This is a genomic window from Paenibacillus sp. J22P165 (assembly GCF_059692015.1).
In genome coordinates this window covers 83,401-108,878 of record NZ_JCAUAP010000019.1, presented here as the reverse complement: position 1 = coordinate 108,878, position 25,478 = coordinate 83,401, and the positions used below count along the sequence as shown (strand labels likewise).

General features: G+C 47.6%; 21 protein-coding genes. 3 read left to right on the top strand and 18 right to left on the bottom strand.

Translation table 11 applies throughout. The features are described 5' to 3' along the window. Nucleotides 1-138 precede the first annotated feature (138 nt). Nucleotides 139-1,284 carry a sensor histidine kinase gene (locus AC58QM_RS32315; RefSeq protein WP_497288853.1) on the top strand — a complete coding sequence of 382 codons (1,146 nt, stop codon included), beginning with the start codon at nucleotides 139-141 and terminating at the stop codon, nucleotides 1,282-1,284. A gap of 18 nt (nucleotides 1,285-1,302) precedes the next feature. Next, nucleotides 1,303-1,983 (top strand): response regulator transcription factor, encoded by a 681-nt coding sequence (locus AC58QM_RS32310; protein ID WP_497288852.1) that lies wholly within the window; start codon nucleotides 1,303-1,305, stop codon nucleotides 1,981-1,983. A 51-nt stretch (nucleotides 1,984-2,034) separates the two neighbouring features. On the opposite strand, the gene AC58QM_RS32305 is transcribed toward AC58QM_RS32310, so the two are convergent. From AC58QM_RS32305 to AC58QM_RS32220, 18 genes are all read right to left on the bottom strand, one after another. Beyond that, nucleotides 2,035-2,691, bottom strand: coding sequence for a M48 family metallopeptidase (locus AC58QM_RS32305; protein ID WP_497288851.1), 657 nt, complete (start codon nucleotides 2,689-2,691; stop codon nucleotides 2,035-2,037). After that, nucleotides 2,688-3,398 (bottom strand): alpha/beta fold hydrolase, encoded by a 711-nt coding sequence (locus AC58QM_RS32300; RefSeq protein ID WP_497288850.1) that lies wholly within the window; start codon nucleotides 3,396-3,398, stop codon nucleotides 2,688-2,690. Before AC58QM_RS32300 ends, AC58QM_RS32305 begins: the two co-directional genes overlap by 4 nt. A 110-nt stretch (nucleotides 3,399-3,508) precedes the next feature. Continuing rightward, entirely contained in the window at nucleotides 3,509-5,230 is a 1,722-nt protein-coding gene (locus AC58QM_RS32295) for a GTP-binding protein (protein WP_497288849.1), read from the bottom strand. A 1-nt stretch (nucleotide 5,231) separates the two neighbouring features. After that, nucleotides 5,232-6,155: a sulfate adenylyltransferase subunit CysD gene (gene cysD, locus AC58QM_RS32290; RefSeq protein WP_497288848.1), complete on the bottom strand. Its 924-nt coding sequence runs from the start codon at nucleotides 6,153-6,155 to the stop codon at nucleotides 5,232-5,234. A 313-nt stretch (nucleotides 6,156-6,468) separates the two neighbouring features. Continuing rightward, nucleotides 6,469-7,947: a sensor histidine kinase gene (locus AC58QM_RS32285; protein ID WP_497288847.1), complete on the bottom strand. Its 1,479-nt coding sequence runs from the start codon at nucleotides 7,945-7,947 to the stop codon at nucleotides 6,469-6,471. Further along, on the bottom strand, nucleotides 7,938-8,696 hold the full coding sequence (locus AC58QM_RS32280) for a response regulator transcription factor (protein ID WP_497288846.1): 759 nt from the start codon (nucleotides 8,694-8,696) through the stop codon (nucleotides 7,938-7,940). Before AC58QM_RS32280 ends, AC58QM_RS32285 begins: the two co-directional genes overlap by 10 nt. Nucleotides 8,697-9,171: 475 nt before the next feature. Further along, the gene (locus AC58QM_RS32275; RefSeq protein WP_497288845.1) at nucleotides 9,172-10,059 is read right to left on the bottom strand and encodes a hypothetical protein; all 888 of its coding nucleotides are present in this window, start codon (nucleotides 10,057-10,059) and stop codon (nucleotides 9,172-9,174) included. Between the two features lie 35 nt (nucleotides 10,060-10,094). After that, complete coding sequence (locus AC58QM_RS32270) at nucleotides 10,095-11,381, bottom strand: copper amine oxidase N-terminal domain-containing protein (protein WP_497288844.1); 1,287 nt, start codon at nucleotides 11,379-11,381, stop codon at nucleotides 10,095-10,097. Beyond that, nucleotides 11,362-12,720: a phosphoglucosamine mutase gene (gene glmM, locus AC58QM_RS32265; RefSeq protein WP_497288843.1), complete on the bottom strand. Its 1,359-nt coding sequence runs from the start codon at nucleotides 12,718-12,720 to the stop codon at nucleotides 11,362-11,364. The genes AC58QM_RS32270 and glmM overlap by 20 nt, the downstream gene beginning before the upstream one ends. A 23-nt stretch (nucleotides 12,721-12,743) precedes the next feature. Next, nucleotides 12,744-13,505 (bottom strand): NTP transferase domain-containing protein, encoded by a 762-nt coding sequence (locus AC58QM_RS32260; RefSeq protein WP_497288842.1) that lies wholly within the window; start codon nucleotides 13,503-13,505, stop codon nucleotides 12,744-12,746. A 24-nt stretch (nucleotides 13,506-13,529) separates the two neighbouring features. Beyond that, entirely contained in the window at nucleotides 13,530-15,359 is a 1,830-nt protein-coding gene (gene glmS, locus AC58QM_RS32255; protein ID WP_497288841.1) for a glutamine--fructose-6-phosphate transaminase (isomerizing), read from the bottom strand. Between the two features lie 32 nt (nucleotides 15,360-15,391). Next, nucleotides 15,392-16,747, bottom strand: coding sequence for a nucleotide sugar dehydrogenase (locus AC58QM_RS32250; RefSeq protein WP_497288840.1), 1,356 nt, complete (start codon nucleotides 16,745-16,747; stop codon nucleotides 15,392-15,394). Nucleotides 16,748-16,778: 31 nt separating this feature from the next. Continuing rightward, nucleotides 16,779-17,594, bottom strand: coding sequence for a response regulator (locus tag AC58QM_RS32245; RefSeq protein ID WP_497288839.1), 816 nt, complete (start codon nucleotides 17,592-17,594; stop codon nucleotides 16,779-16,781). Nucleotides 17,595-17,612: 18 nt separating this feature from the next. Further along, nucleotides 17,613-19,061 carry a glycosyltransferase family 2 protein gene (locus AC58QM_RS32240; RefSeq protein ID WP_497288838.1) on the bottom strand — a complete coding sequence of 483 codons (1,449 nt, stop codon included), beginning with the start codon at nucleotides 19,059-19,061 and terminating at the stop codon, nucleotides 17,613-17,615. 15 nt (nucleotides 19,062-19,076) lie between these two features. Beyond that, on the bottom strand, nucleotides 19,077-20,246 hold the full coding sequence (locus tag AC58QM_RS32235; protein WP_497288837.1) for a HEAT repeat domain-containing protein: 1,170 nt from the start codon (nucleotides 20,244-20,246) through the stop codon (nucleotides 19,077-19,079). A 19-nt stretch (nucleotides 20,247-20,265) separates the two neighbouring features. Further along, nucleotides 20,266-22,503, bottom strand: a complete 2,238-nt coding sequence (locus AC58QM_RS32230) for a hypothetical protein (RefSeq protein WP_497288836.1) — start codon at nucleotides 22,501-22,503, stop codon at nucleotides 20,266-20,268. 265 nt (nucleotides 22,504-22,768) lie between these two features. Continuing rightward, nucleotides 22,769-24,685 carry a DUF2264 domain-containing protein gene (locus tag AC58QM_RS32225; RefSeq protein ID WP_497288835.1) on the bottom strand — a complete coding sequence of 639 codons (1,917 nt, stop codon included), beginning with the start codon at nucleotides 24,683-24,685 and terminating at the stop codon, nucleotides 22,769-22,771. Nucleotides 24,686-24,828: 143 nt separating this feature from the next. Next, nucleotides 24,829-25,122 (bottom strand): hypothetical protein, encoded by a 294-nt coding sequence (locus AC58QM_RS32220; protein ID WP_497288834.1) that lies wholly within the window; start codon nucleotides 25,120-25,122, stop codon nucleotides 24,829-24,831. Nucleotides 25,123-25,231: 109 nt separating this feature from the next. Between AC58QM_RS32220 and AC58QM_RS32215 the strand changes: the two genes are divergently transcribed. Next, nucleotides 25,232-25,447: a helix-turn-helix domain-containing protein gene (locus tag AC58QM_RS32215; protein ID WP_310502087.1), complete on the top strand. Its 216-nt coding sequence runs from the start codon at nucleotides 25,232-25,234 to the stop codon at nucleotides 25,445-25,447. Nucleotides 25,448-25,478 lie beyond the last annotated feature (31 nt).

Genomic DNA, 25,478 nt, shown 5'->3' with positions numbered 1-25,478 from the left:
TCCCAAAGACCTATCCAAGATGAAGAAAATCACTAGAATAACAAATATACTGTCGATTTATGTCTAATTTCTATGACTTAAGTCATGTTTATGGTAAAATGAATAAAAAATATAGCAAGCTATTTGAGGGCAAATGATATGGATGTACATTTACACAAAAACATGATACTCACCTTGAATATCATCGTAATCGGTGCGACGCTATGCCTCTTATTTCATACGGGTAAATTTTCTATTGGGCTGTTACTGCTAGCTTGTGCGTATGTGGCTGCCGTTCTTATGCGGGACTACATCCTTAAGATTGCTCTACATGGCAAAGTTGGATTTCAATTTTTGTATGCCCAACTTGCTCTAGCTCTCGTTATTTGCGTGTGGTCGGAAAGTTATTTTTCGCAAATCTACCTTCTCATTCTCATTGGTGAGTTCACCTTTCACCATGGTAGAAAGCATGCCATTCTCTTTACGATCGTCACTTATGCTTGTATTCTACTAGGCGTTATGATCTATCGTCAGTTCCCACCTTTTGAGGACATCTATTTACTTATTCCGCGAGTGATTGATTTCTTTGCCATTTATGGGATGAGCTTGCTTGCTAGAATTGCCTTTCAACAAAAAAATCAATTGGCTATCGACAATGAACAGCTGCGAATTGCCTCTATTGCGTTGGAGCAGAAAGCTAAACTACAGGAACGAACACGCATTTCCCGCGACATTCACGATTCAGTAGGACATACGCTTACATCGGCGTTAACGGGGTTACAGACGGCAGCGCATGCTTTGGAGAAAAGCCATTATCCCGTTGCCAAAGAGATGATAGAAAGAACGAGGGAAAGCATTCTTCGAGGATTAGATGATGTACGAAGTTCTGTTCATGTATTGCGCGAAAATTTCCCCGATCACTCCTTCATACCCGAGCTTATCCGGTTGATCGATGATACGAAAAAGCAAACGAACGTAGGGATTACCTACACGATAGATACATTGACGCCGGATCTGACACCGATTATCGAGCTAACGATTTATCGCGCACTACAAGAAGGTCTAACCAATGGCATTCGCCATGGCCTAAGCACGCATTTCCACTTTTCCTTAACCTATCATGATGAGGTCATTCGATTTGTACTAACCAATAACGGTCATCCCCCCGTCTCTATTGTTTTTGGTACTGGACTACAGGCCATGAAGGAAAGAGTAGAAGATGTTGGAGGAACGTTTTCCATACATAACAAAGGTTCAGCTGGCGGAGTAACCCTGGATATATCCATACCCTTCAGTCGAAAATGATCAGAAGGAGTGATTGCATTGTCTCACACAACTATTCTTATCGCAGATGACCACCCCCTGATCCGGGATGGTTTAGCCGCCATTCTAGGCATGGAGGAGGGATATACCGTCGTAGCAACAACGGGGGATGGCATAGCCACCCTTGAACAGGTACAACTTCATCGCCCTCAACTCGTGCTGATGGATATCCATATGCCCAAACTAGATGGCTTAGAGACTACCAAACGAATCAAAGCCGAATTTCCGGAGATCAAGGTGCTTATTTTAACCACGTTTGAGGATGAATCCTACATCTGGGAAGCGATACGACACGGTGCCAGCGGCTATTTGGTGAAAGGCGTCGAGACGAAGAAAATACTCTCTACCATTCAAGTGTGTTTAGATGGCGGCATTACCTACCCCTTAAGTATTCAGCCGAGACTTGTTCAAGCACTGCGTACATCAGAGGAATGTGAAGAACGCGCTTTGGAAGAAAAGTCTAGCGAAGTGCAACAACAGGATGACAAGCTCGCTGGTTTATCAACACAGGAACGAAACATACTGAGGAATTTAAAACAAGGGAAGTCCAATCAAGCTATCGCTGCTGACCTGTTTTTGACCACGGGGACTGTGAAAAATTATCTAAGTACTATCTATAAGAAGCTGAATGTCTCTGGAAGGTCCGAGACGATTGCTTATTTGCATGAGAATGATTTGTAATATAAAAAGGAGTAAGGTTCTAAGAACCTCGCTCCTTTTTGCTGTCTTTATTTACAACGTCATGGCCTGACCATACCGGGCTAAGAAAGCTTCCTTCTCTTTAAAATCCGGCATAAGGCTGCCTACGCGTCTCCAGAAGGAGCGGTCATGGTTCATATGCAAGAGATGACACAACTCATGCACGATGACATAGTCAATAACTTCAACTGGCGCCATGGCTAGGCGATAATTAAACGTTAACTTTTTATCTGAGCTGCAGCTCCCCCATTTCGTTCTCGATTCATCGATCTCGATTGTCTTGGGTTTGACTTTCAGTTGGGTCTGGTAAGTTTTGATTCGCTCCGCTATGACCTTCTTGCAGCTTGCGAAGTAGAATTTCTTCAGGTTAATTTTCAACTCTTCCTGCGAGAGACCATTCGTTTCAATTAACTCGTGGAGGAAATAATATTTCCCAAGATGAAGGAACTTGCCCTCGTCTTCATATTCTCTAACTTTAGGGATAGGTTGTCTAGCTCGATTGATGGCGTCTAGCTTGTCTAGAATAGACTTGCTGTGTTGTTGCACAGCGTGGATGATTTGTTCTTGACTGGTGCCGTTAGGCGCTTTGATCGTGATGAAACCTGTATCATCGATGTGGATATATAGTTTTTTACGGATAGCGTATTGAACGTTGACGTCTATGGTTGTGTTATTGAGTTCAATCTTCATTTCGTTTTATCTTTCATTTTAATAAATGCAATGATGTGATCAACGGTTTCCTGTTGCTGCTGTTCCCTTGAAATCGTCGCGGCTCCATCGCCTTTTTGCGGGCCATAATTCCCAAATTGCCCATGGTTGCCACCTTCTACAACGAACACGTTCTCTTTGTAGGTTATCTTCGATTTGTCCAGTACACCATCAAGCGAGCCGTATACGGTTAACGCATTTTCTGGCGGAATGTCACCATAAATATAGGCGCCAAGCAATATAAGCCCCTTTATCTGGTCTTGGTGCTTAGCAGCGTAATTGCTTGCCATTGCTCCGCCTAGCGAATGTCCACCGATATACCAGTTTTTGATTTCGGGCAATTTGCCAAACACGTCATCAGCGGCATTGCTATTAAAAAACGCAAGGTTAAAAGGCATATCCACCAGCACACAGGTTATCCCTTTTTGACGTAATTTCTCTAGCAGGGGTAGGTAAGCAATATGTTCAACCTTTCCCCCAGGATAGAAAATGAAACCCGTCTCACTCGGTGTTGAAGGCGATAGAATGGTCAGATTGCCATCTGTTGTGATCGTCTTTTCATTAACTAAGGCATCCTTAGAAACATCAACCGCATGATAATAGTTAGAGGCATATATGAGAAATGCCACTGCGAGTACAAGAACAAGGGAAAGAAGTGATATAAGCGTTATTTTGAGCCATTTCTTCATGTGTTGGCCTCCGAAGGTTGATAGTACTTGCTATTTCTTAATGATCTACGAAAAATTAACAGAATGCAAACAAAAGCACACTTGGCTATCAAGTGTGCTCTTGTTTATTTTTAAAAATTAAGGAATTGTCCACGACTACTCTCATTGATTAAATATTTGATAATTCGTTTCACGACATAATTAGCAGATTCGTCAATAGATGATCTGCTTGCATCGATTTGGATTTCCGGGTTGCCAAGTGAATCCTTGGTGCCCGAGCTCACATGAACCTCAATAAATTCTTTGCCAATGATGTCACGCGCTGTTTCTAGATCGTTACCGTTCGAGGAATTATACGATACTAATGCAATAAGTCCAGCATCGTTCATCAATTTAGCAACCTCTGCTAATCGGTGCACCGATTCTCCTTGGCCTTTCCCCAGCAACATGGTGTGGTGGCCTGTTGATACTAAACGTTTTTCGACTTCCTTCGCAAGGGTCGATTGATCTGAAACCGAACCCGTGAACCAAAGGGTCAACGGATTCTGACCTTTTTGCTGAGCACGAACTTCTCTGTTAATTTCCGTATCTAGCCCTACAGCATTGTCGGAGCTTTGAAGAATTTGTTCAATCACGCCACAAGCAGATGTCATATTGGTGACACGATCAATCAGAATAAATCCACCGATGCTTTTGTTTTCTTCAAAAGAATCAATGACGATACTGTCAGATAAAGAAAACTCACATGTCGCCAATTCATTTTTAACAATATGGTCGGTAGGAACCGTTTTTCCTGTATTAATTTCGATTTTATGTTTGATGGCTGTTACGGTACCTGGCAGGATTTTCGTACCTACCTTAACCAGATAGTTTTTGCCTGGTGTCAGTACAGAATCATCCATCCAAAGGATCGTAGCACTGAAACTGTCCGCTTCTTGAAGCTGACTATCCTTCGTGAACACACAGCCCCTCGACACGTCGACTTCCCGATCCAATTGAATGGTCACGGGCTGTCCAGCGTAGGCATAATCGCGATCTTGGTCTCCCACGAGGATCCGTTTGACTTTCGCCTTCTCATGACTAGGCAATGTGATCAGCTCATCACCAACCTCGATACGACCACCCTCAATTTGACCTTGGAAACCGCGGAATGTATGATCCGGACGGCATACACGTTGAATCGGCATCATAAATGGCTTCGTATTATCGCTCTGATGAACGTCTACGTTTTCTAAATATGGCAGCAAGGCAAGACCTTCATACCAAGGGGTATTTGGTGATTTTTTCGTAATGTTATCCCCTTCTGTAGCGGAAACAGGGATCACCTGAATGCTTTCAAAATGAAACCCAGCGGTCAATTGCGAGAATTCTTGTTTGATCGTATCAAATACTTTAGGATCAAAACCGACTAAATCCATCTTATTCACGGCAAGAACGATATGTTTAATTCCCATAAGTGCACAAATCCGAGAGTGGCGCTTGGTTTGGGTAATAACCCCTTTCTTCGCGTCCACAAGAATAATAGCCAGATCCGCAAAAGATGCACCTACGGCCATGTTACGGGTATATTCTTCGTGTCCCGGCGTGTCCGCTACGATGAACGAACGGTGATCCGTCGTAAAATACCGATAAGCCACATCAATCGTAATACCTTGCTCACGCTCTGCTAACAGCCCGTCAAGAAGCAAGGAATAGTCAATTTTGCCGCCGCGGCTGCCAAGTCTGCTGTCTAGTTCTAGCGCTCTTTCTTGGTCGGCGAACAAAAGTTTTGCCTCATAAAGCATATGTCCAATCAGCGTGGATTTGCCGTCGTCCACACTTCCGCAAGTGATAAATTTAAGAAGACTCTTCATTTTAGAAATAACCCTCCCGTTTACGTCGTTCCATACTGCCAGCCGCTTCTTGGTCAATTACCCGCGTCGTCCGCTCGGATGATACCGCACCCAGGGTTTCTTCAATAATGGTATCAAGTGAATTCGCCTCTGACTCGGCACCACCAGTAAGCGGGTAGCAGCCTAATGTGCGGAAGCGCATCTTCTTCATTTCAATTTTCTCATGAGGCTCGATCCTCATGCGATCATCGTCCACCAAGATGAGATGTCCGTCACGTTCGATGACAGGTCTTTCTTTGGCAAAATAGAGCGGCACAATATCAATATTTTCTCTGCGAATATATTGCCAGATATCTTTCTCCGTCCAGTTGGAGATAGGGAACACGCGCATGCTTTCGCCCTTATTAATTCTTGTATTAAAAAGTTTCCACATTTCCGGTCGTTGGTTCTTCGGATCCCAGGCATGGTTCTTATTCCGGAACGAGAAAATCCGCTCCTTCGCGCGCGACTTCTCTTCATCCCGTCTTCCGCCGCCGAACGCTGCTGTAAATCCGTATTTGTCCAATCCCTCTTTCAGGGCTTGGGTTTTCATAATGTCCGTATACGCGGAACCGTGATCAAACGGGTTAATTCCCTGGTCAATTCCCTCTTGATTGGAGTGAACGATCATGTTGATTCCGAACTCTTTGGCTTTACGGTCGCGGAATTCAATCATTTCCTTGAACTTCCACGTCGTATCAATATGCATGAAAGAAAATGGCGGCTTCTCCGGATAAAAAGCTTTCAGCGCCAAATGCAGCATAACGGAACTGTCCTTGCCGATCGAATACAGCATCACAGGCTTTTCACATTCCGCAGCTACTTCTCGGATAATATAAATCGCTTCAGCCTCGAGTTGATCCAGATGTGTCATTTCATCTATAGAATCAAGTATCAGTTTTTCCATGGAAAAGGTGCCTCCTTTTAATTCTTACTAAATCTATCGCCTTTCTTTATATCCTAACAGAAAATGGCTTTCGTGCAAAGTGGAAGAAAGTGAAAAACTTTAAATTTCTGACTTTTCGGTCGAATGCTGTCGGACTTATTCTTCATGCCAGCATGAAGTGATTTATTTATATATGCTTTTCGTGGGCTAATCGCCACTGCTGCCTGAAGCATAACAAAAACAGCCAGAGAAGGGGTAATCCCCCTCGCTGGCTGTAGACTTTATTTCATATTTGTATGTAACTTTAAAAAATTCGTCCGCGAATATAATTGACCTACCCAACACCAGCCAACTTCACCAACGGCTGCACATACGGACGGCTGTCATACAGCGGAATTCTGACCTCAAAGGCGCTGCCGATACCCAGCTCGCTGCGCACGCGAATGCTTCCATTGTGAAGCTCGACAAGCTCTCGCACAATGGCAAGCCCCAGACCGGATGAGTCTTTATGTTTCACAGGTCTGCCCCTCTCCACTTTGAAGAAGCGCTCCCAGATGAGCCCTTGATCCTCTGGTGATATACCGATTCCCGTATCGGTTACTGTGATGAGGACACATCCTTCCGATGGAACAGCCATCGCCTTCAATTCGATCGTTCCGTTCTCGGTGAACTTGACGGCATTTTTGATCAAATTGTTCAAAATTTGTTCCAGTCGATCCGGATCGGCGTGAGCCTGTGGCGAATTTTCATCCACAAGACAATGAATAACCGTCCCGCGTAGTTCTGCCTCCGGTTGAAATTTAAAGGCCAGCTTGGACATCATCGCCTGAACATCGACCGCCAACCACACAAGTTCGATTTCCTTATTTTCCAACTTCATTAAATCCGTAATATCATCGACCAGTCGGTTCATATGTAAAGTTTCGTTATACATGATTTCATAATATTTATCCCGTGATCCATCTTCGATCAAACCATCCTGAAGTGCCTCCAAAAACCCCCGCATCGCTGTAAGCGGCGTTCGCAGCTCATGGGATACATTTGCTAAAAAGTCATGTCGCAGCTGATTCAACTGTCGCTTTTCCAGATCAACACGCGCAAGCTGCTCCACCATGTGATTAATGGTCGTTGCCAGCTCACCTATCTCGTCTTTGGAGTCAATTTGAATTCGCTCACTATAATCACCGATGGCGATCCTAGCTGCCGCCTTGTCGATTTGTTGAATGGGTCGGCTAATGGACCAGGACAAGTAGAAGGATACGCTAAATGAAAAAAAGATACCGAGCAGGGTCACCCAAAGGATGGTTTCTCTCAGCTGAGCTATGGTCTCATTCATTCCTTTAAGAGGCGAATGCAGAACGATACCACCGTATACGTCGTTGTCTTTTCCCCAAGGGACGGCTACCGAAAGCATGCGTTCCTTCAGACCATCGGACTGATTCCATGTCGCAGGTTCACCATTCAGGACTTGGTTAATCACCTCCGTGCTGACGACCTTGCCTACATTCACCTCATCCTTGGAAGAGGTAGTCACAATGTTTCCTTCTAAGTTAAATATCCAAATACGCGAGTCAAAGGCTTGATCGAAAAAGTGCAGCTGCTCCCTAAATTGATCACTCAGTTCCATCTGATCTTGAATGGCGAGATTAACCTGCTTCGCTTGACGGATCATCTCTTTACTTTTGGAATCGACGATATAATCCTTGGCAAACAACGAAATAACGAGCCCCACCGCGCATAGCCCCAGTAGCACCGTAACAAGGGAACTGGTTAGCATTTTGCGGAGAATGCTTTTATTGGCATTTAGGTACATGCGGCTACCTCAAATTTATAGCCCACGCCCCAAACCGTGTGAATGCATACATGATGACACGGGCTTAATCTTTCACGAAGCTTTTTGATATGTACGTCTACCGTCCTCATATCGCCTAAAAAATCGTATCCCCACACCTGCTCCAGCAACTGTTCTCTCGTAAACACGTCGCCCGGAGATTTCGCAAAAAAGGCGAGGAGTTCAAACTCCTTGGGGCGCATGTCAATTCTGGTACTCCCAGCGAGCACCTCTCGGCGGTTCACATGAATAACCAAATCATCAAACTCATATTGGATGGGTGCATCCACCTCAATAATCGGCTGTCCTTTCTGCATTCGGCGAAAAATCGCTTTAATGCGCGCCACCAGCTCCCTCGGACTGAAGGGCTTGGTCATATAATCATCAGCGCCTAGCTCAAGGCCCAGCACCCGATCAAACTCATCGTTCTTCGCGGTCAGCATAATGACCGGTACATCCTCATAACGTTTGGTAATCTCACGGCACGTTTCATAACCGTCGAGCCCCGGCATCATCACATCTAGTATTACGATATCAGGCTTAACTTCTGCTAACATGGTCAGGGCCGAGACGCCGTCAGGGGCTTCGATTAATTCGATAAGCTGCTGACGGAAATAGAGCCGGATGATTTCTCTCACATTCGGGTCATCATCCGCAATCAACACTTTCCAAGTCACGAGCGGTTCACACCTTTCTATGATCCTTTCATAGATTTCTACAACTTTTTCCATTTTAAGGGGGTATACGAACTCGTGTTGCTTATATTACACAATAGGAATTGCATGATATCGCTTACAAAAAGTGACAAAAAATCCACTTCGGAAGCGTGTTGGCTTCCGCTAGATCCCGCGTCATACAAGGTGTTCTCCGCTTATCTCTCAAAAAAAAGAGGCTATCTCAAAAGTCAGTTTTAGACTTTTTGAAATAACCTCTTTTTTTCGTAAATGAAGGCTGAATAATGAACCTGCTTCTCGCAGAATAACTGGATTTTCTCCATTTATTTGATGCGGATTTCTCGAATTCGAAAGATTAACTGTATTTCCTGTAGGTAAATTCCTTCGATTTGCACATTTCTCCAAATTTCATAGAAACTACATGTACTTTTTCCATCTAATCACGAAAATACGTTAGATTCGAGCAAATTAACTGTAGTTTATACATCTAAACGCGAATCGGCAGTCAGACAACTCCTTTAGGGAGCTATTTTTACCATGAAGAAAGTGCCGTTCTTTTCCATGTATTCGGTGCCACACACACGTAGACGAACCCGTCATCCCATGCCATCTCCCCCACTTCACCGGGGGCAGTAGACGAGGCTGGTGTCATCGATTTTCGGATGCGGATGCTGTCATCACTGACGTCAAGCTTCGTCTTAGCGTCCGCGTTTCCAATACCGATATTACCGCTGCTGCGGTTAATCGATAACGGATTGTCCAGTGCTTTACCATCATCCGAATAACGGATAATTTGCAGATTGGAGCCGGCATTTCCTCCGGTTTCTTCGGAGTTATCTGCACGCATTGCCCAGCGTGGCGTCGTCACATTACCAGCATCCGCTTTGGCCCAAGTCAGATCACGATTAACACCACCGGTTCCGGCAACTCTCAAAATCCCGTCCATCACATTAAAATTAGAGGAATGCGTCCGAATTTCAGCCACATCCTGGTCGAACGGAATTTCCAGACGCGTGAACAGCTCATTTGCGTTTTTACCGTCTGGTGCCATCGTCGTTTCGAACGACATATGGTTGTGATCGTGCTGCTCCGGGTTATTTGCTTTGGCATGCGCGATGATAGCCGCCTTGTCCTTGCCATTCTCATCCAGCCAAGCGATGGCCGGCTTTGCTCGGTCTTTCGTCCACTGCAGTCGAATGAGATCCGACAAGTGGCCTTCCGAAGAGATCCACTGCTTATCGGTAGAAAGATGAATCCGATCATTATGAGGAACCTCAAGGCCTCCACCCGGTAAAGACGATTCCTGAAAGGTGCCGCCCGTGCTGGCCGTCTCATGGCCGCCTGTGAAAGCGAAAGCCATCCCTGAAACACCGAGAGCTGCACCAGCCAATAGAGAGATCATCAAACCCATTTTCTTCATTTTGCATCCTCCTCCTTCTTGTTCATCGAACCCGCTCAGCGATTAGCGTTCAATAGTTCGATCCACCTCACGTAATCATGGATAGCGATGCCGATATAGCTCGGATAAGGGGAGAGGCTTTCCTTGACCTGTTTCAATTCCGACTCCATAAGCGAAGAATTCGACTTATAAAAGGTCGTGTAATCGGCTTCCTTACTAGGCAACGTATCCACAGCAATAACGGCCTGTTTTTTCAGCGTAGCTGCTTCTAAAATAATGGACTTGGCTCTGGCAATGATGCCGTTGCTGCCGAGTGCCGTATTCCGATAAGCCATTATGACGACACTATCCGCCTTCTCTAACAGCCAAGCGCTAAAGGAGTAGGTAGATCCCGGAACTTTACAGCTGTTGATCCAAAAAGGAATATCCAACGCGATCGTCATGCTGCGATCCGAGCTGTTCACTTCCGATTCAATGAATCGGATCGTAGCCATCCACCGTTCGAGCACCCAAGTCTGGTTCGTCTTCCACATGTCCAATGTGTAAGGTTCAATATCGAAATGGAAGCCTTGGAAGCGTTCCAGCGCACCTACCGAAGCGTTATACTGCGTAACAGCTGCCATCCATTGCCGGATATAGGTATGGTTATCTTCATAGATCCAATCCGACTTGCCGTTTAGCGCCTCAACCTTGATGCCCAAATCATTCGCTCTGCGGATGAAATTTCGGTAAACGTCCTGACTTGGATATGTTTTTTCATAGCGGAGATAGATGGCAGTCAGTTTTTGGTTCGTCGCAAACGCGAGGATACGGTCACCATCCGTCTCAATCAGCTTGCTGTCCCAAATCCAAGTTGATCTTTGCGCTTTGCTCGCTGAAGTGATCAATACCAAATTCCGTTCTCCCACCCAATCGACATCGGCCCCGAGGCTCTCACTAACCGCTCTCAGCGGAACCATGGTTCGGTCATTTTTGAGAACAGCTGGAGCGTCTAATTCCACCTGTTTGCCGTCAACAGAAGCCACATTTTGACCAATGGTCAATAATGTTGTTGCATGCTGATGGTGAAAGGTCACTTGTTCCAAGGACCGATTCCATGTCACTTCAGCACCTAGTTTTTCAGCAATTTCTCTTACCGGCACCATCGTACTACTCGTCTGTTCATCGATGTAGGGCTGGGCATCCGTAAAGATGATCGTTTCCCCATTAACCGATACCCCAAGCCCCGTGTTAAGCGAGTACACCGGGAAAAATAAAGGAACACTTATTACCATTTGAATAAGAACCAAGCATATAATCGTCTTTCTCATAGAGACGAATGAATTAAACCACGCAATATTCAAGCTCTTCCTTTACCACCTCTACTATGCCTTCCACATAACCGGACAGCTCCCTTTCATCCGGTCCTTCCGCCATCACACGCACGAGCGATTCCGTGCCTGAAGGCCGCACCAATACACGACCGCGCCCGGCCATCTCACGTTCCACCCGACGAATGACAGCATCGATTCGACGATTGCCATCTAGCTTGTACTTATTCATCACGCGAACATTAACCACCAGCTGAGGGAATTTGACAACGGGGGACACGAGTTCTGACAAAGGCTTCCCTTCTTGAAGCATGACCTGCAGCAGTTGAAGGGCCGATAACAGGCCATCTCCTGTCGTCGAATGATCCAGCAAAATGATATGTCCGGAGGACTCTCCGCCTAAGTTGTAGCCGCCACTCCGCATCGCTTCCATGACATGACGGTCTCCGACCTTGCTTTTTAACGAATCGAGACCGATCGTTTGCAGTGCTTGATGAAAACCAAGGTTGCTCATGATGGTGGAAACGACGTTGTTTTGACGCAGCCGTCCCTGCTTAGCTAGACTAGCTGCAAGGATGTAGAGGATGTGATCCCCATCCAAAATTTCGCCTCGTTCATCCACCGCAATGAGTCGGTCCGCATCACCGTCGAACGCTAGCCCTGCATGGGCCCGATGTTCCAGCACAGCCTTACACAGATGCTCTGGATGCGTTGAGCCACAATCCTCATTAATATTTAAACCATCCGGTTGATGATTCATTAGAATGGTCTCCGCACCCAATTCCGTGAATAGCTGCGGAGCTAGGAAGGAAGCTGCACCGTTCGCACAATCGAGCACGATTTTGCAGCCTAACAGCGGTGTCGCAGCCGTCGACTTCAAGTAGCTCACATAGTCCAGCGCGCCCTGCGAATGATCACGCAAGGTGCCAATCCCTGCTCCCGTAGGACGGGCATTCCGATGCTCATTACCCTGCAGGCGGCTCTCGACTTCCGCTTCCCACGCATCCGGCATTTTGAAGCCGTCGCTGCCAAAAAATTTAATCCCGTTATCCTCCACCGGATTATGAGAGGCGGAAATCATCACCCCTGCATCCATGCCGGAGTGCCGTGTGACATAAGCCACACCCGGCGTCGGTAGTACGCCTAGCCTTACGGCATCCGCCCCGGCCGATAACAATCCGGCAGCCAAAGCTGCTTCTAGCATATGCCCAGAGATGCGGGTATCCCGTCCGATGACGACAGTGGGCCGTTTACCTTCACTACTGCGCGACAACATGTAGCCAACAATAAGCCCTAATTCAAAAGCCAACTCTGGCTTTAATTCGCGGTTAGCAACCCCTCTAACGCCATCCGTACCAAAAATAGCTACCATATCAACTCTCCTCCCTATCGCTTTTATGCAAAAATCCCCATATGTTCATAAAAGGCCCGATTCGCCTCTTCCAGTTGTTCAGGGGTGTTAATCCCCATCACCTCTGTCGGATCCTCAAGAATCATCGCATCGAATCGCTTCTGCCCACTGGAAATACCAGACTGTCGCATCACTTTCACGATATCGGTCAAGTAATACTCCTGCTGAGCATTGTCATTGGTAATACCAGGGATCGCTTGAAACAAGCTTTCATTATCGAAACAGAAAATTCCCGTGTTAATTTCCTTAATCCCTTTTTGCTCAGAAGTTGCGTCCTTCTCTTCAATGATGTCGACAACTTCGCCGCTTGCAGAGTCCCGAATAATTCTTCCATAGCCGGTTGGATCGGCAACGATCGCTGTCAACACCACACCAGCACTTGTGTGTGCCCGCTGGGCCGCCAACAGCATTTCGATGGTGGATTGCCTAATCAGCGGTGTATCACCCGTAAGCACCAAGGTCGAGCCGCTGCGGTTCCTGAGCAGAGGCTCCGTCTGATGAACAGCGTGTGCCGTTCCAAGCTGGTTCTCCTGCTGGACGTAGGCAACCCGCGTGCTCAAGCACTTCTTCACTAGCTCTCCCCGATGCCCGATCACGGTCAAAATCCGCGTGATCGGCATCGCCTCCAGCTTGCCCACCAAACGGGCGATCATCGGTACGCCTCCGACGGGATGAAGCACTTTGGGCAGCTCCGACTTCATCCGCGTGCCTTTCCCTGCCGCTAACAGAATAGCGAATGCTTCCATGTGATTCAGCTCCTCTCCGGATAGTTATTCAACCGTCACACTTTTGGCCAAGTTGCGAGGTTTATCAATATCGTTCTCCAGAGCCAGGGAGGCGTAATAGGAGATTAACTGAAGCGGCACGACGGCCAATATCGGTGCCAGGAGATGATGAGACGGAGGGATAAAGCAGATTTCATCGACGCTATTCAGCAGTCCCACATTGCCTTCTATTGTAATTCCCATGACATGTGCGCCACGGGCCTTAACTTCTTTAATATTGCTAACTGTTTTTTCGTACAGATCCATCTGTGTAGCCAACGCAATTACCGGCGTATCCTTCTCGATGAGTGCCAAAGTGCCGTGCTTTAGCTCTCCGGCTGCATAAGCTTCTGAGTGGATATAAGAGATTTCCTTTAATTTTAGAGAGCCCTCCAGCGCAACCGCATAGTCCAGACCTCTTCCGATAAAGAATAGGCTATCCGCATCTTTGATCGATTCCGCATACAGCTTCACTTCGTTGGCGTTCTCAAGCACCTTCTCCACCTGAACGGGAAGAGATTTCAAGCCTTGGACCAGCTCCGTATGAAGCTCGGCTGTCAGTGTCTGTCTTTCCTGAGCCAAGTAAATGCTGAATAAATAGAAGGCGAGCAGCTGAGCGGTATACGCTTTGGTCGATGCTACGGCAATTTCTGGGCCTGCCTTCGTTGCGATGACATAGTCCGCATCTCGTGCAACCGAACTGGTTGGCACATTCGTAATGGCTAATACTTTGGCGCCTTGCTTTCTGCTCTCTTGCAAGGCAGCAAGCGTATCCGCTGTCTCCCCCGATTGACTCACGACAATAACGAGCGTTCGCTCCGTGATGATCGGGTCCCGATATCGGAATTCCGATGCAATATCGCACTGCACGGGGATTCGTGTCAGCTTCTCAAGGACCGTGCTGCCGACTAGTCCGGCATGATAGGCGGTGCCGCAAGCTACGATAAAGATTTTATCCACTTGGTGAAACGCACCTGCTGTGTGCCCCAATTCTGGGAAAATCACTTCGTTCCCATCGTTGATGCGGCCGAGCATCGTATTGCGCAGCGTTAACGGTTGTTCGTGAATTTCCTTCAGCATGAAGTGCTCAAACGGCCCCTTCTCCACCTGATCTGCGCTCCAATCGATATGCATCAGCTTACACGCCGCCGGCTCCCCTGTCTCAACCTTCGTGATGGAGACGCCCTCGTGTGTAAGGATGGCCAAATCGCCATCCTCCAAAATATAAACCTCACGCGTATGCTCAATAAGCGCGGAGATGTCCGAAGCCATGAAGTATTCGCCCTGGCCCGCTCCAATTACAAGCGGACTCGATTGTCTGACCGCGATAAGCTTATCCGGCTCATATTCCGTCATGACACCAAGCGAATAAGCCCCTTGCAGTCTCTGAATGACCGCAAGCATAGCCGTGTAGATATCACCTTCGTAATGCTCAGCAAGCAAGTGGGCAATGACCTCGGTGTCGGTCTCGGAAGTAAAGGTGACGCCCTTTTGCTCTAGCTCTATTTTCAGCTCCATGTAGTTTTCCACGATGCCGTTATGCACGACAGTAAATTTACCCGACATATCTGTATGTGGATGGGAGTTGACATCCGACGGTCTGCCATGCGTAGCCCAGCGCGTATGCCCGATGCCAATCGATCCTTTCAACGGCCCCTTATCCAGCTGACCCGATAAATTAGCCAGACGTCCTTCCGCCTTGCTAATCTTGAGCTGATCCTGCACCATTACCGCGATCCCCGCGGAATCATACCCTCTGTACTCCAGCTTGCTTAATCCACTTAGCAGAATCGGCTGTACATCTCGCCTTCCAATATATCCTACAATGCCACACATCGTTGTTTTCTCCTCTCTCTTCTAAAATAAGCTTAAACGCCTACAGCGAGCCTTACTTCTCGCTTGCGGATCCCCGTACCCAATCTATAAATATTGTCCCCTTGAATATCTACAAAAGCGTTGCGCGTATCGATGATCGGTACGCCTAGCTCCGCGAGTTCACGGTTGTTGAAACAGCGATGATTTGTGATGAGCACCATGCCGTCATATTCGGCAAAAGCGGACAGATCGTACTTCACAGAATGTACCGTCTCACCATCTTTATCGAGAAAGGAGACAGCATGTGGATCGTAATAGTCCACTTTCGCTCCGCTCTCCCGAAGAAGCTCGTACAGTTCTAGCCCCGGCGATTCACGGAGATCATCCACATCCGGCTTATATGCCATACCTAAAATAAGAATTTTCGAGTTGCGGATGGATTTGGCATACATATTGAGAATCTGCGAAGCTTTATAGCGGACATACTCCGGCATATTATCATTGATGGATTGCGCCAGCTCGATAAACTTGCTATAAAAGCGGAATTCCTTCGCTTTCCACGATAGGTACATCGGATCCAGCGGGATACAGTGACCGCCGATGCCAGGTCCCGGATGGAACGGCATAAAGCCAAAAGGCTTCGTCGACGCCGCCTTAATGACTTCCCAGACGTCAATGTCCATTTTGTCGCACATCATCGCCATTTCGTTAATGAACGCAATGTTAATACTGCGGAACGTGTTTTCCAGCAGCTTCGACATCTCCGCGACTTTCGGCGAGGAAACCGGCACAACGTCCTTCACAACATGACCGTATAAAGTGACACCGAGATCGATACACGCTTCCGTCGTACCGCCGATCACCTTAGGTGTATTAAACGTGTTGAATTTAGGATTACCCGGATCGACCCGCTCCGGCGAGAAGCAGAGGAAGAAATCCTTGCCTACCTTGAGTCCTTGCGCTTCTAGCTCGAACTGAATGAGCTCCTCCGTCGTTCCCGGATAAGTGGTGCTCTCCAAGATGATCAAAGCTCCACGCTTGAGATTTTTCTTGATTTCCCGGACGACACTCTGAATATATGAAGTATCTGGATCTTGGTTTTCACTAAGCGGCGTCGGTACGCAGATGGAGATCGCATCCAGCCTTTGAACCGTATGGTAGTCGTCCGTTGGAATAAACCGGCCGGACTCGATTGCTTTTGCCACTTCTTCGCTCGGAACGTCTTGAATATAGGATTGGCCGCTTTGAAGCGACTCTACCTTCCGGAAATCGAGATCGATACCATATACCGTAAACCCGCCCTTCGCCATCTCCATGCATAAAGGCAGTCCTACATAGCCGAGACCGATGACCCCGATTTCGGCTGTTTTTGTTTGAAATTTATATTTTAATTGGTTATATGCGTTCATTATGATTCCACCTCTCACGTTATCTCGTTTATTAGCTCAAACGGGAACTTAGTTTTTTGATTCTCCACTCCAACTCCGAAATGGAGAAGGGCTTCGTCACATAATCGGATGCACCTAATTCAAAGGCACGGTCCATACTTTTCGGCAGCTGCTTATCCGTAAGAACGATGACTTGTCCTTCGCCGTCATAATCTCTCTTGATTTTGTCGATCAACTGGTATCCATCAAGAATCGGGAGGTTTAACTCCGTGATCACCAAGTTCGGCATTGTTTTCTCAAATTTCTCGAGCGCCTCACTGCCGTCCTTGGCCTCTTCTACTTTGTAGCCGTTGATCTCAAGCCGCAACTTGACGAACTCTCTGCTCACCTCGTCCGGATCGGCGATGAGAATCGATGTAATCCCCTGCTGAACCCCATGATTCATGAACAGGTGAATATCTCGGCTCTCCCCTTTGCCTAGCAGCGTCATCTGAAGCATCTGTGACATCGATTGTTCCGTCAGTTCCCCGCTCTCTGGGAAGCTAGCGACGACCGTCTGACCTTCGAGCAAATCTTGCTGGTCTAGAAACTCTTTGAGCACGAGAGAGGCATAGTGGGTATTGATAAGCTTTTGCCCAGATAGTACGATTCCGAGAAGGCCGCTTGGATCCAAGTAGAAGCAATGAAGGGCTGCCTCCGGCTCAAAGCCGCTCACATAGGACTGCATTTGTTCCAGTACCTTCTGGCCCACTACTGCGCACGGCGCAAGGATCATTCCGCAGGGAGCACCTTTTTCATAGGAAGCCTGAACCTTCTCTGCTAATTGCAACATCGTTTCTTGAATCGGATCGTGAACTAGTACCGCCATCTTCTCCACTCCTCTTATCTATTTATTAAAATTAGTACGGACCATCGTTCCCCACGAGTTGTTATTTCGCAAGAATTGGACATGTCCGTTTAATCTCCACCAAACACCAATTTGCCGATAACCCGCAAACATCAAGAGCGAATACAAGATCATTTTGTTCAGGTCACGCAGCTTGGGATATCGGCTGAAGGCCGTTTCTTCAATAAACAAGGCACCCAGGCTTAAGGCAAAGCAGGAAAATAAATTGACTAACGAAAAGATAACGACGGTGTACCAGTCCGTCATATTCAGCATCCAGTAGCCCAATATAGCTAACAGGCCGCTAAGACGGAAATACGGATTCAGTGTTTCAAACACAATGTTATAGGGAAGTGTCACTAGCCCGAATATTTTGTATTTAGGGCGCAGCACCATGTGAATACCTTCTTCAATCATATTTTTCAGATTTCCCCGCCCCCAGCGCTTGCGCTGACTGCTCAAAATCCGATATGAATCAGGGGCTTGTGTCCAACAAACTGCATCTGGGCAAAAGGCGACCCGATATGGGATTTTATTGTCCAAGCAGTAACGGTGAAGCTTAATGACAATGTTCATATCCTCACCGGGGTAGCCACCACGGTAACCGCCGACGGCGATGATCTTTTCCTTTTGAAACACACCGAACGCTCCCGAAATAATAATGAGACCATTGACAGCGCTCCAGCCGATCCTACCGCCTAGAAAAGCTTTCGTATATTCAACATGTTGCAGGGCCGGCAGCAGCTTACGAGGAAACTGAACATCCTTCACAATGCCGTCTTCCACCATACAGCTGTTGACGATTCGAACATTGCCCCCAACGGCGACCGTCTCCTCGGGGTTCTCCATGTAGACCCGGGCAATCCGCGTTAAGGCATCCTTTTCAAGCAAAGAGTCCGCATCAATCGTTGAGATCAACGCATAGTGGGAAAGGTTAATACCTGCGTTTAACGAATCTGCCTTCCCGCCATTCACTTTATCTACCAAATATAGATTGGGATACTCGGAATTATGGTACACACCTCTGACTTTTCCGGTCTTAATGGAGCTGGACAGAACCGGATGAAGGAGCTCCAGCTTGAATTCTTCAATCATGCACTTCAAGGTCCCATCCTGTGAACCGTCATTAACGACGATGACCTCATATTCTGCATAATTGAGCGCCAGAAGTGACCTTACGTTCTCAATAATGGTTAACTCCTCGTTATAGGCCGGTACCAACAGGGAAACTGGCGGGAGCTGGCTGGAACTGGATAGCTTATTGATCCGATTGTACTGGATTCCCCGCTTAATGGAGAAAATATGCCGAACCGAAAATCCGAAGATGAAATAATAGAGCAGTGTAACGATAACTACGTAAAAGAGCGCAGCGTAGCTATAATAGAGCAAAAACTCCCTTAGCCCTTTCAAAAATGAATCCAACACCACTTGATATCCGAAAACCCACATGTTTACGCAACCCTCCTATACGACACGATATAACCGTTTTGACCTGTGGAATACTTTGTCATAGGTGTACATCAGTGTGTTATATTGCATGAGCTTATCCCAATTATGCAGCCCCATAGACAGATGCTTGATCTCATCATCAATCAGCTGCTGCATGAACTGCCCGCGTTCCATCCCTTGAACCGCTGCCGCACTCTCACAAAGCGCCACCATACCCGCTTCTCCCAAATGGAGCAACCCTTTGGCCGACGAGTACACGATTCGCTGATCGGCGTCGCTTAGACTGTTTTTCATCAGCTCGACATAAGCCGTATTCTTGATGTTAGCCAAAGCTTCTATCGTCAATCGGCGAATGCCCAGATTGGGATGACTTAGCAGCTTGCTGACAACGTTTTTAGGCAGCAAACGGGAGCTTTTGAGATACAACTCCACCGCTTTGATTTGAATGTCTTCGTGCTTGGAATCCATAAGACTGTAGACTGCAGAAGCCGCTGCTGGATCGGTGTAGACATTGAGCCCAATCAGCCCAATCCGTACGTAAGCTGGATTCTGATGACTCACATAGGCCGTGTACAAGGAACCGGCATCCACATCCGAATCGGCGATCATATCCACAATCAGCTCGTAATATTTCTTATTGTGCTGAAGTAGCATCTGAACCATAGCTTCGAGATCCTGCTTGCTGCGGGCACACTTAGCGACAGCTCGGGCTACCACAAACAGAGACGAATCCAGTGGGTGCTCTCTTAACATTTCTAGTAAAGCCGGCACCGCCTCTTTCACCCGCATGCATCCCAAATGATACGCGGCATCCAGCTTCACCCGATAAGTTCGACTGTTAAAACGCGCCATATGGTGCTGCACGAGCCCCAGATCTACGCAAAGCTGATCCAGCTTGTGCCGCTGTTCGCCTGAGAAGATTTCCATCAAATCATTCAGCTTCTCCTGCATGGCCTCCCTTTCCACTAGGTTCATCTTCCAAGGAGGGGCCCTTAACGGCTCCATCCCATCCAGATTGGCTTGCACGTACATCAGGTAATCCTTAAACTTTGTTTGGAAGCGGTCGTTCAGCTTTCTCCTTCGTATACTTCTCACCTTGATGGCATAAATGATGACTACACAAACCAGATTAAAAGCCAAGATAATATATAACGCTTGTATGGCTGCATTAAGATTGGTGTACACTCTTGCACTCTCCTCTTTGTCAGCTACCCGGTTGAACAGTAGGGGTAACAGGGCCATTGATCTTTTGCAACGCCTCTTTCATTAGGTAGTAGCTTTGTTTCGGCCGTTCCACATACTTCACCTTATCCTCCCAGCCCTGCCACGTGTATAGCGGCATAGCTGATACTTGCACTGGCTGCGCCGCAGCTGAGGTATCTCGGCCGACGACTTGGTCTTGCTTCACAATCCATGGAACAAAGCGAACACCTTTCACGTGCGTCATTTCAAATTTATTGTTACTCGGCTGTTTGTAGTTGATAACGCTCAGAGAGCTTGGATCGTTGAATCCCAGCAGCATCCACGGTATGCGCATTTCGAGCACCTGCCCTTGCACTTGCCACATCGCCTTCGAATTGTATTCGGCACGCGACGGATCACTGTAGCCTCTCTCTAAAAGGCCAACCTCTACATCCCCGAAGGGGTGGTCCACCCGTGAGTCGGGATGTTCCAGCAGATAATTGACAGCCAGCTTCCAAGGCTTGAAAATCCCCGAGTCATCCTGCTTTTCCTTCGGATCGATCTCCGGCAACCCGGAACGTTCATACATTCTAGCGTGGATATCGTAATTGGAAGCGATCGTCATGCGGCTTTTATTTGCATCCGACAGCTCGATCAATGTTTCCAATCCTTCATCAAGTGTCATGCCGTGAAGCTCTGGTCCGTGGCGATTGCCACCGGGCAGCGTATCTGCCCCGAAATAGATGCTTTCCTTCGACGGGTCGAACGGCTCAGACAACTTGGCCTGTATATAAAGGTAGCCTTCGTCCTGCGTGGCCCAGATCTCCTCAAAGCCAGGAGCCTGTATATCGAGCTTCGTCTTATCCTTCAGCTTGTTCCAATCCGAGGCGTCCCCATCAATGTGAATCGCTTCGTCTTTGCCTGGGAACATCCCAAGTACCCCAAAGAACGACTCATTCGTCAGCGTGTTATACCAGTACGCCCGGCGATCCGCTTCATCGTAGCGTTGGGTGTTCCACGTCTTCTTAAACCATTCGTCCTGCCACGTGAACAAAATCGCTCCAGCATAGCCGGACCCGTGAATCTGCCCCAGTAATTCCGCATCTATCTCACCCTGCTGCTTCTCGCTGTGACCGCCTTGATTGCGGCCGAGCGTTCCCAGGTGGGCTACGCCTAAGGAAGCTGGCACCCCATATTCCGTAACCATGACTGGCAGATTGGGATGCGCTCCTTTTAATTTATTGAGATAGGTGTAGTAACTATCTGGCTCCCCCTTGCTATTGGTCATTTCCTGGAATGACTTATCAAAGGCAAAGAAATCGGGATAATACGGATACACATGATACGAGGCAAAATAGCCCGCCTCCCAATTAGCCGCCTCAATATGCGTAGGATCGACGCTAACCAGATCTTCTTCGATAAGCGGCTCACCCGGATGCGCGAGCGGATCCGTCGTCACCCAATTGGCGAAAGCCATGGGATGCTGCCAGCCATACTGAATTTCCGTTTGCGCTGCGGTGTCGACCATCAAGGCCAGCCACTTTTCAAAAGCGCTCGCTCCCGGTTTATTTCGGAAATATTTCCCGTCATAGTCTGGGGTGTCCTTATGCAAATCATTGGTCCCCTTCACCATCTTCGGATCCCATTCCGTCCCAATAATCCAGCCCATGAGATAAGGACCTGCATTATAGGTATAGGTACCTCCTGCTTTTCCCGAATGCGGTTCGGGTGTGAGTGTCGTTTTGCCATAGACCGCTGCAACCGCGTCTTTAATCTCTTGCTCGAACTTCATCTTAATCTTAGGATCGAAGGCATCCTGTCCTTCAATCAACTGTTCCTCGGGGCTCCATACGCCCTGAAGGAAGAAAAGCGGATTTTTCTGATGCTTCATATTGTATTTGGCGAGCGCCTCGTAAAACTCAGGCATCATGATCGTATACACCCGGATCACATTCGCGCCCATGTCCTGAATCATGCCAAACCATCTCTCGTATTCGTCCTCCGAAATGACCAGCTCACCAGGAAAATGCCCTGGGATCGTCGCCCCCATATTAATTCCCTTGGCAAAATAGGGCTGCCAGGCTTCATTCGTGTATTCTTCTACATTCGTTCCTACGGTCCTGAACTTCACATGTATGCCGCTAGCCAGCGTCGTGCTTTCAATTTTGACCAAAAGCGGACGCAGCCAATAATAAAGTGCACCGGCTACAATCACAAGGACAAGACCTATCCGTATCAATAATTTGAGCCACTTGCGCATCCTATTCACCTTCGATAATTTGCTAAATTCATCTGTCTATTGCCATGGTACGACAGGAAAGTGCAATTGTCTGTTTTCAAAGTGTTAAACATTATGATCAATTGAAGATGATTGTGTTCGTTGTTGGAACTTTGTTATCGGATGTTTAAAAAACTGTGAGAGGATTGTTAAAAGGGGATAAGATTGTGTAAATGGGGGTTAGGGAGTGCTGATTAAAAGCAAAAAACACCTGATGGGGTTCAGGTGTTCTTCGAGGGCTGAGGAGCTATAAACGAATAACATACGTTTCTCCCTGAAAAGTGACAGAGGTTTGAAGCTTGCTTCTGTCCACTTCAATAACGGGCGACTGCCTGTACAATCGCTGCAGATCCAATTCCACAAGCTCCTTGTCATGCACATGAAAGCATGTAGCAAACGTATAAACTCCGGCCTGCAGCGGTTCCGCTGTCCGCCAGACTGGATACTTCGCAAGTGGATACATCAGATGCATTGAGGGATGAATTTGTTCCGCCTCTAGTTTAAGCTCGTTCCTATTCTCATAGACGCGGAACCAAGAATATCCCGCTTCCGTGCCGTAGCCGATCCAATCGTCTCCTTGGCTGATGCATTCATAGTCGCTTGGCTTCCCTATCGAAAACCCACCTTCTAGCACCACATAAGGCTGCGATAGGGTCACCTGATGCACCCGAACATGAAAACCACTCTTCAGTGGTAGCAGCGCCGTCTGAATAAACGTACTCCCATCATTGGAAAATGGCACCTGTCTGCTATACAATACGCTATCGCGCTTGCCTAAATCCTCAAAACGGTAGCGATGGGAAGTCAGCTGACCGTCTGGTGTCTCCAAACCAATCATACTGTCGAGGGATACATTCTCACGTGTGGACATTCCGAAGCCCGCTCGTGAATTGTAAGCGAACTTACTATATAGTGCAGCTGTATCATTAAACTTGATGCCGTAGTTATACATCATGCAATTGTTATAAAGCGTAACCCCGCTGCCCGAAGCCTCACCCTGGAGTAGCAGATTAACGCCTGGTACTTCGATCTCATGCAGGAAGTCACCTTCCTCAATGGGCAGCTTCCGCGCAGGCGCCGTCCAGAATGGATGGTCCTCTGCGAACAGCAGTGCGAGGAACGCTTTGGATGACCAGTACGGTGCGCCGTCCGACATATAGCGCTCGACCATATTGACATTCGGGTACGTGTAGCCCGGTACAATCCGCTTGCCATCTTCGGCTCCCGCCTGCCGGAAAAAGTCGATATTGCGAAGCGTCACCGAACGCGCAAGGCCAGGGTCAATCTTACAACCCTGATAGACAGCAAGCGGCAGCAGGCTCGTAACGGCATATCGGTACGCCAGCGACCGTCCGAACGGTACATGCGCCCCCGTGCTGTCGAAGAAATACAAGTAGTACTTCAGGAACGCATTCGTCCGCTCCACATATTTGCGCTTGCGCTCCGCATAACCAGGTTCCGCTTCATCCTCCAACAGCATCCACAGCAGCGGGTAAAAATGATGCGCCCACGGAATATAGTAGTCGTATCTCCCCTCATCGCCGTCCTTGTACCAGCCGTTATCCATGTACATGCCATCCAGCCTCGCGATGCCCTCGTTAACAATGCTCCGGCTGTACGGCAATCCAAGCTTGCGCAGCGCCAGCATGTTTAGCACGATGAACCAGACATGGTTGTTCGGCCAGCAAACTCGGTATGCCTTCTGCGAAATCTCTAACACCCAATCGCCAATCTGTTTCTGCTCATTCTCCGACAGCGTATCCCACAGCTGCTCCTTCGCTGTGACGAACGCAATCATCAGCCCGCATAGTTCTGTCTTCATCTGATTGTAGAAATTGCTGCCCATATCCTCTGGAAGCCCTTTACCCCAATAGTGCGGCGATTGAACATCGCTCCCCGCTGTAATCGCTTTCTGAAACCAGCGAACGACATCAATGTCTCGGTGCAAAAGCTGTCCTTTGCGATGTGACAAAATAGGACCCAGCCCCCAAAGCGGGCGAATGATCTGCTCTGTATGTGAAAATTGATAGCCAGCATTATCGTGCGGACCCTTATAGCGAACTTTGTCCCAAACCTGCTCAGCCTCATCTAGCACCGGCAACGTAACGGAAAGCGCATAAGCCTCCAAATCAGCTCTGCTTGTCAACGGCTTGAAATTAGTCATTATTACACGCTCCTTTGTGAGTCATCTATTTAAGTATAGAAGAGATCACAAAGTTAAACCTGCACGATTTTATGGGATTCGTGCACTTTTTTAGGATGGTTGTTGAAAAGATAGCCCTGCAGTTTTGAAATGGATAAAGGAGCTCAACTGGATTGCACAGTGATGGTGGTCAGATCGGCTTGCAGTTGCAACCCGTGGAGCTTGTTCTCGAGGATCCCCTTCTCCAATCTAACGTGAAGCAGCTCCGTGTCGAGATCCTGTGCCATCGTGTGGATCGACGTGACGATATCCTCTGCGGTGATGATGTGAATAGAATCGGCGTGACGGGAGATATATTCAAGTAGGATATCGATGGATACATTGCAGAGGGAGATTCTTTGCGTGAGTGTGGTTTCTTCTTGGATGATGGATTGGTATTGGGTTTGGATGGGGTGCATGGGATCGCCTCCGGGAGTAAATGATACGCACAAGCGTACCAGTTTTAAAAATATTATATGGTACGTTATCGCGTATAGTCAACCTCCAAACATTGAAAGGTGATCCCCTATGGCAAAAAAAGTCGTCGTTAAAATCGCGGAACTTACTCAGAAACACAATATCTCCTTGCGTGAGCTTTCAAGATTATCGGACGTGAGACATGCCGCGCTTAGTGAGTTAGCGAATGGAAAGCGTGAGAATATTAATTTTAGTCATATTGTAAGGATTGCTGAGGCGTTGGGGATAGAGGATATTAGGGAGATTGTGGATTTGGTGGAGGGGTAAATAAATATAAACCCTAGATTATTTACGTCTA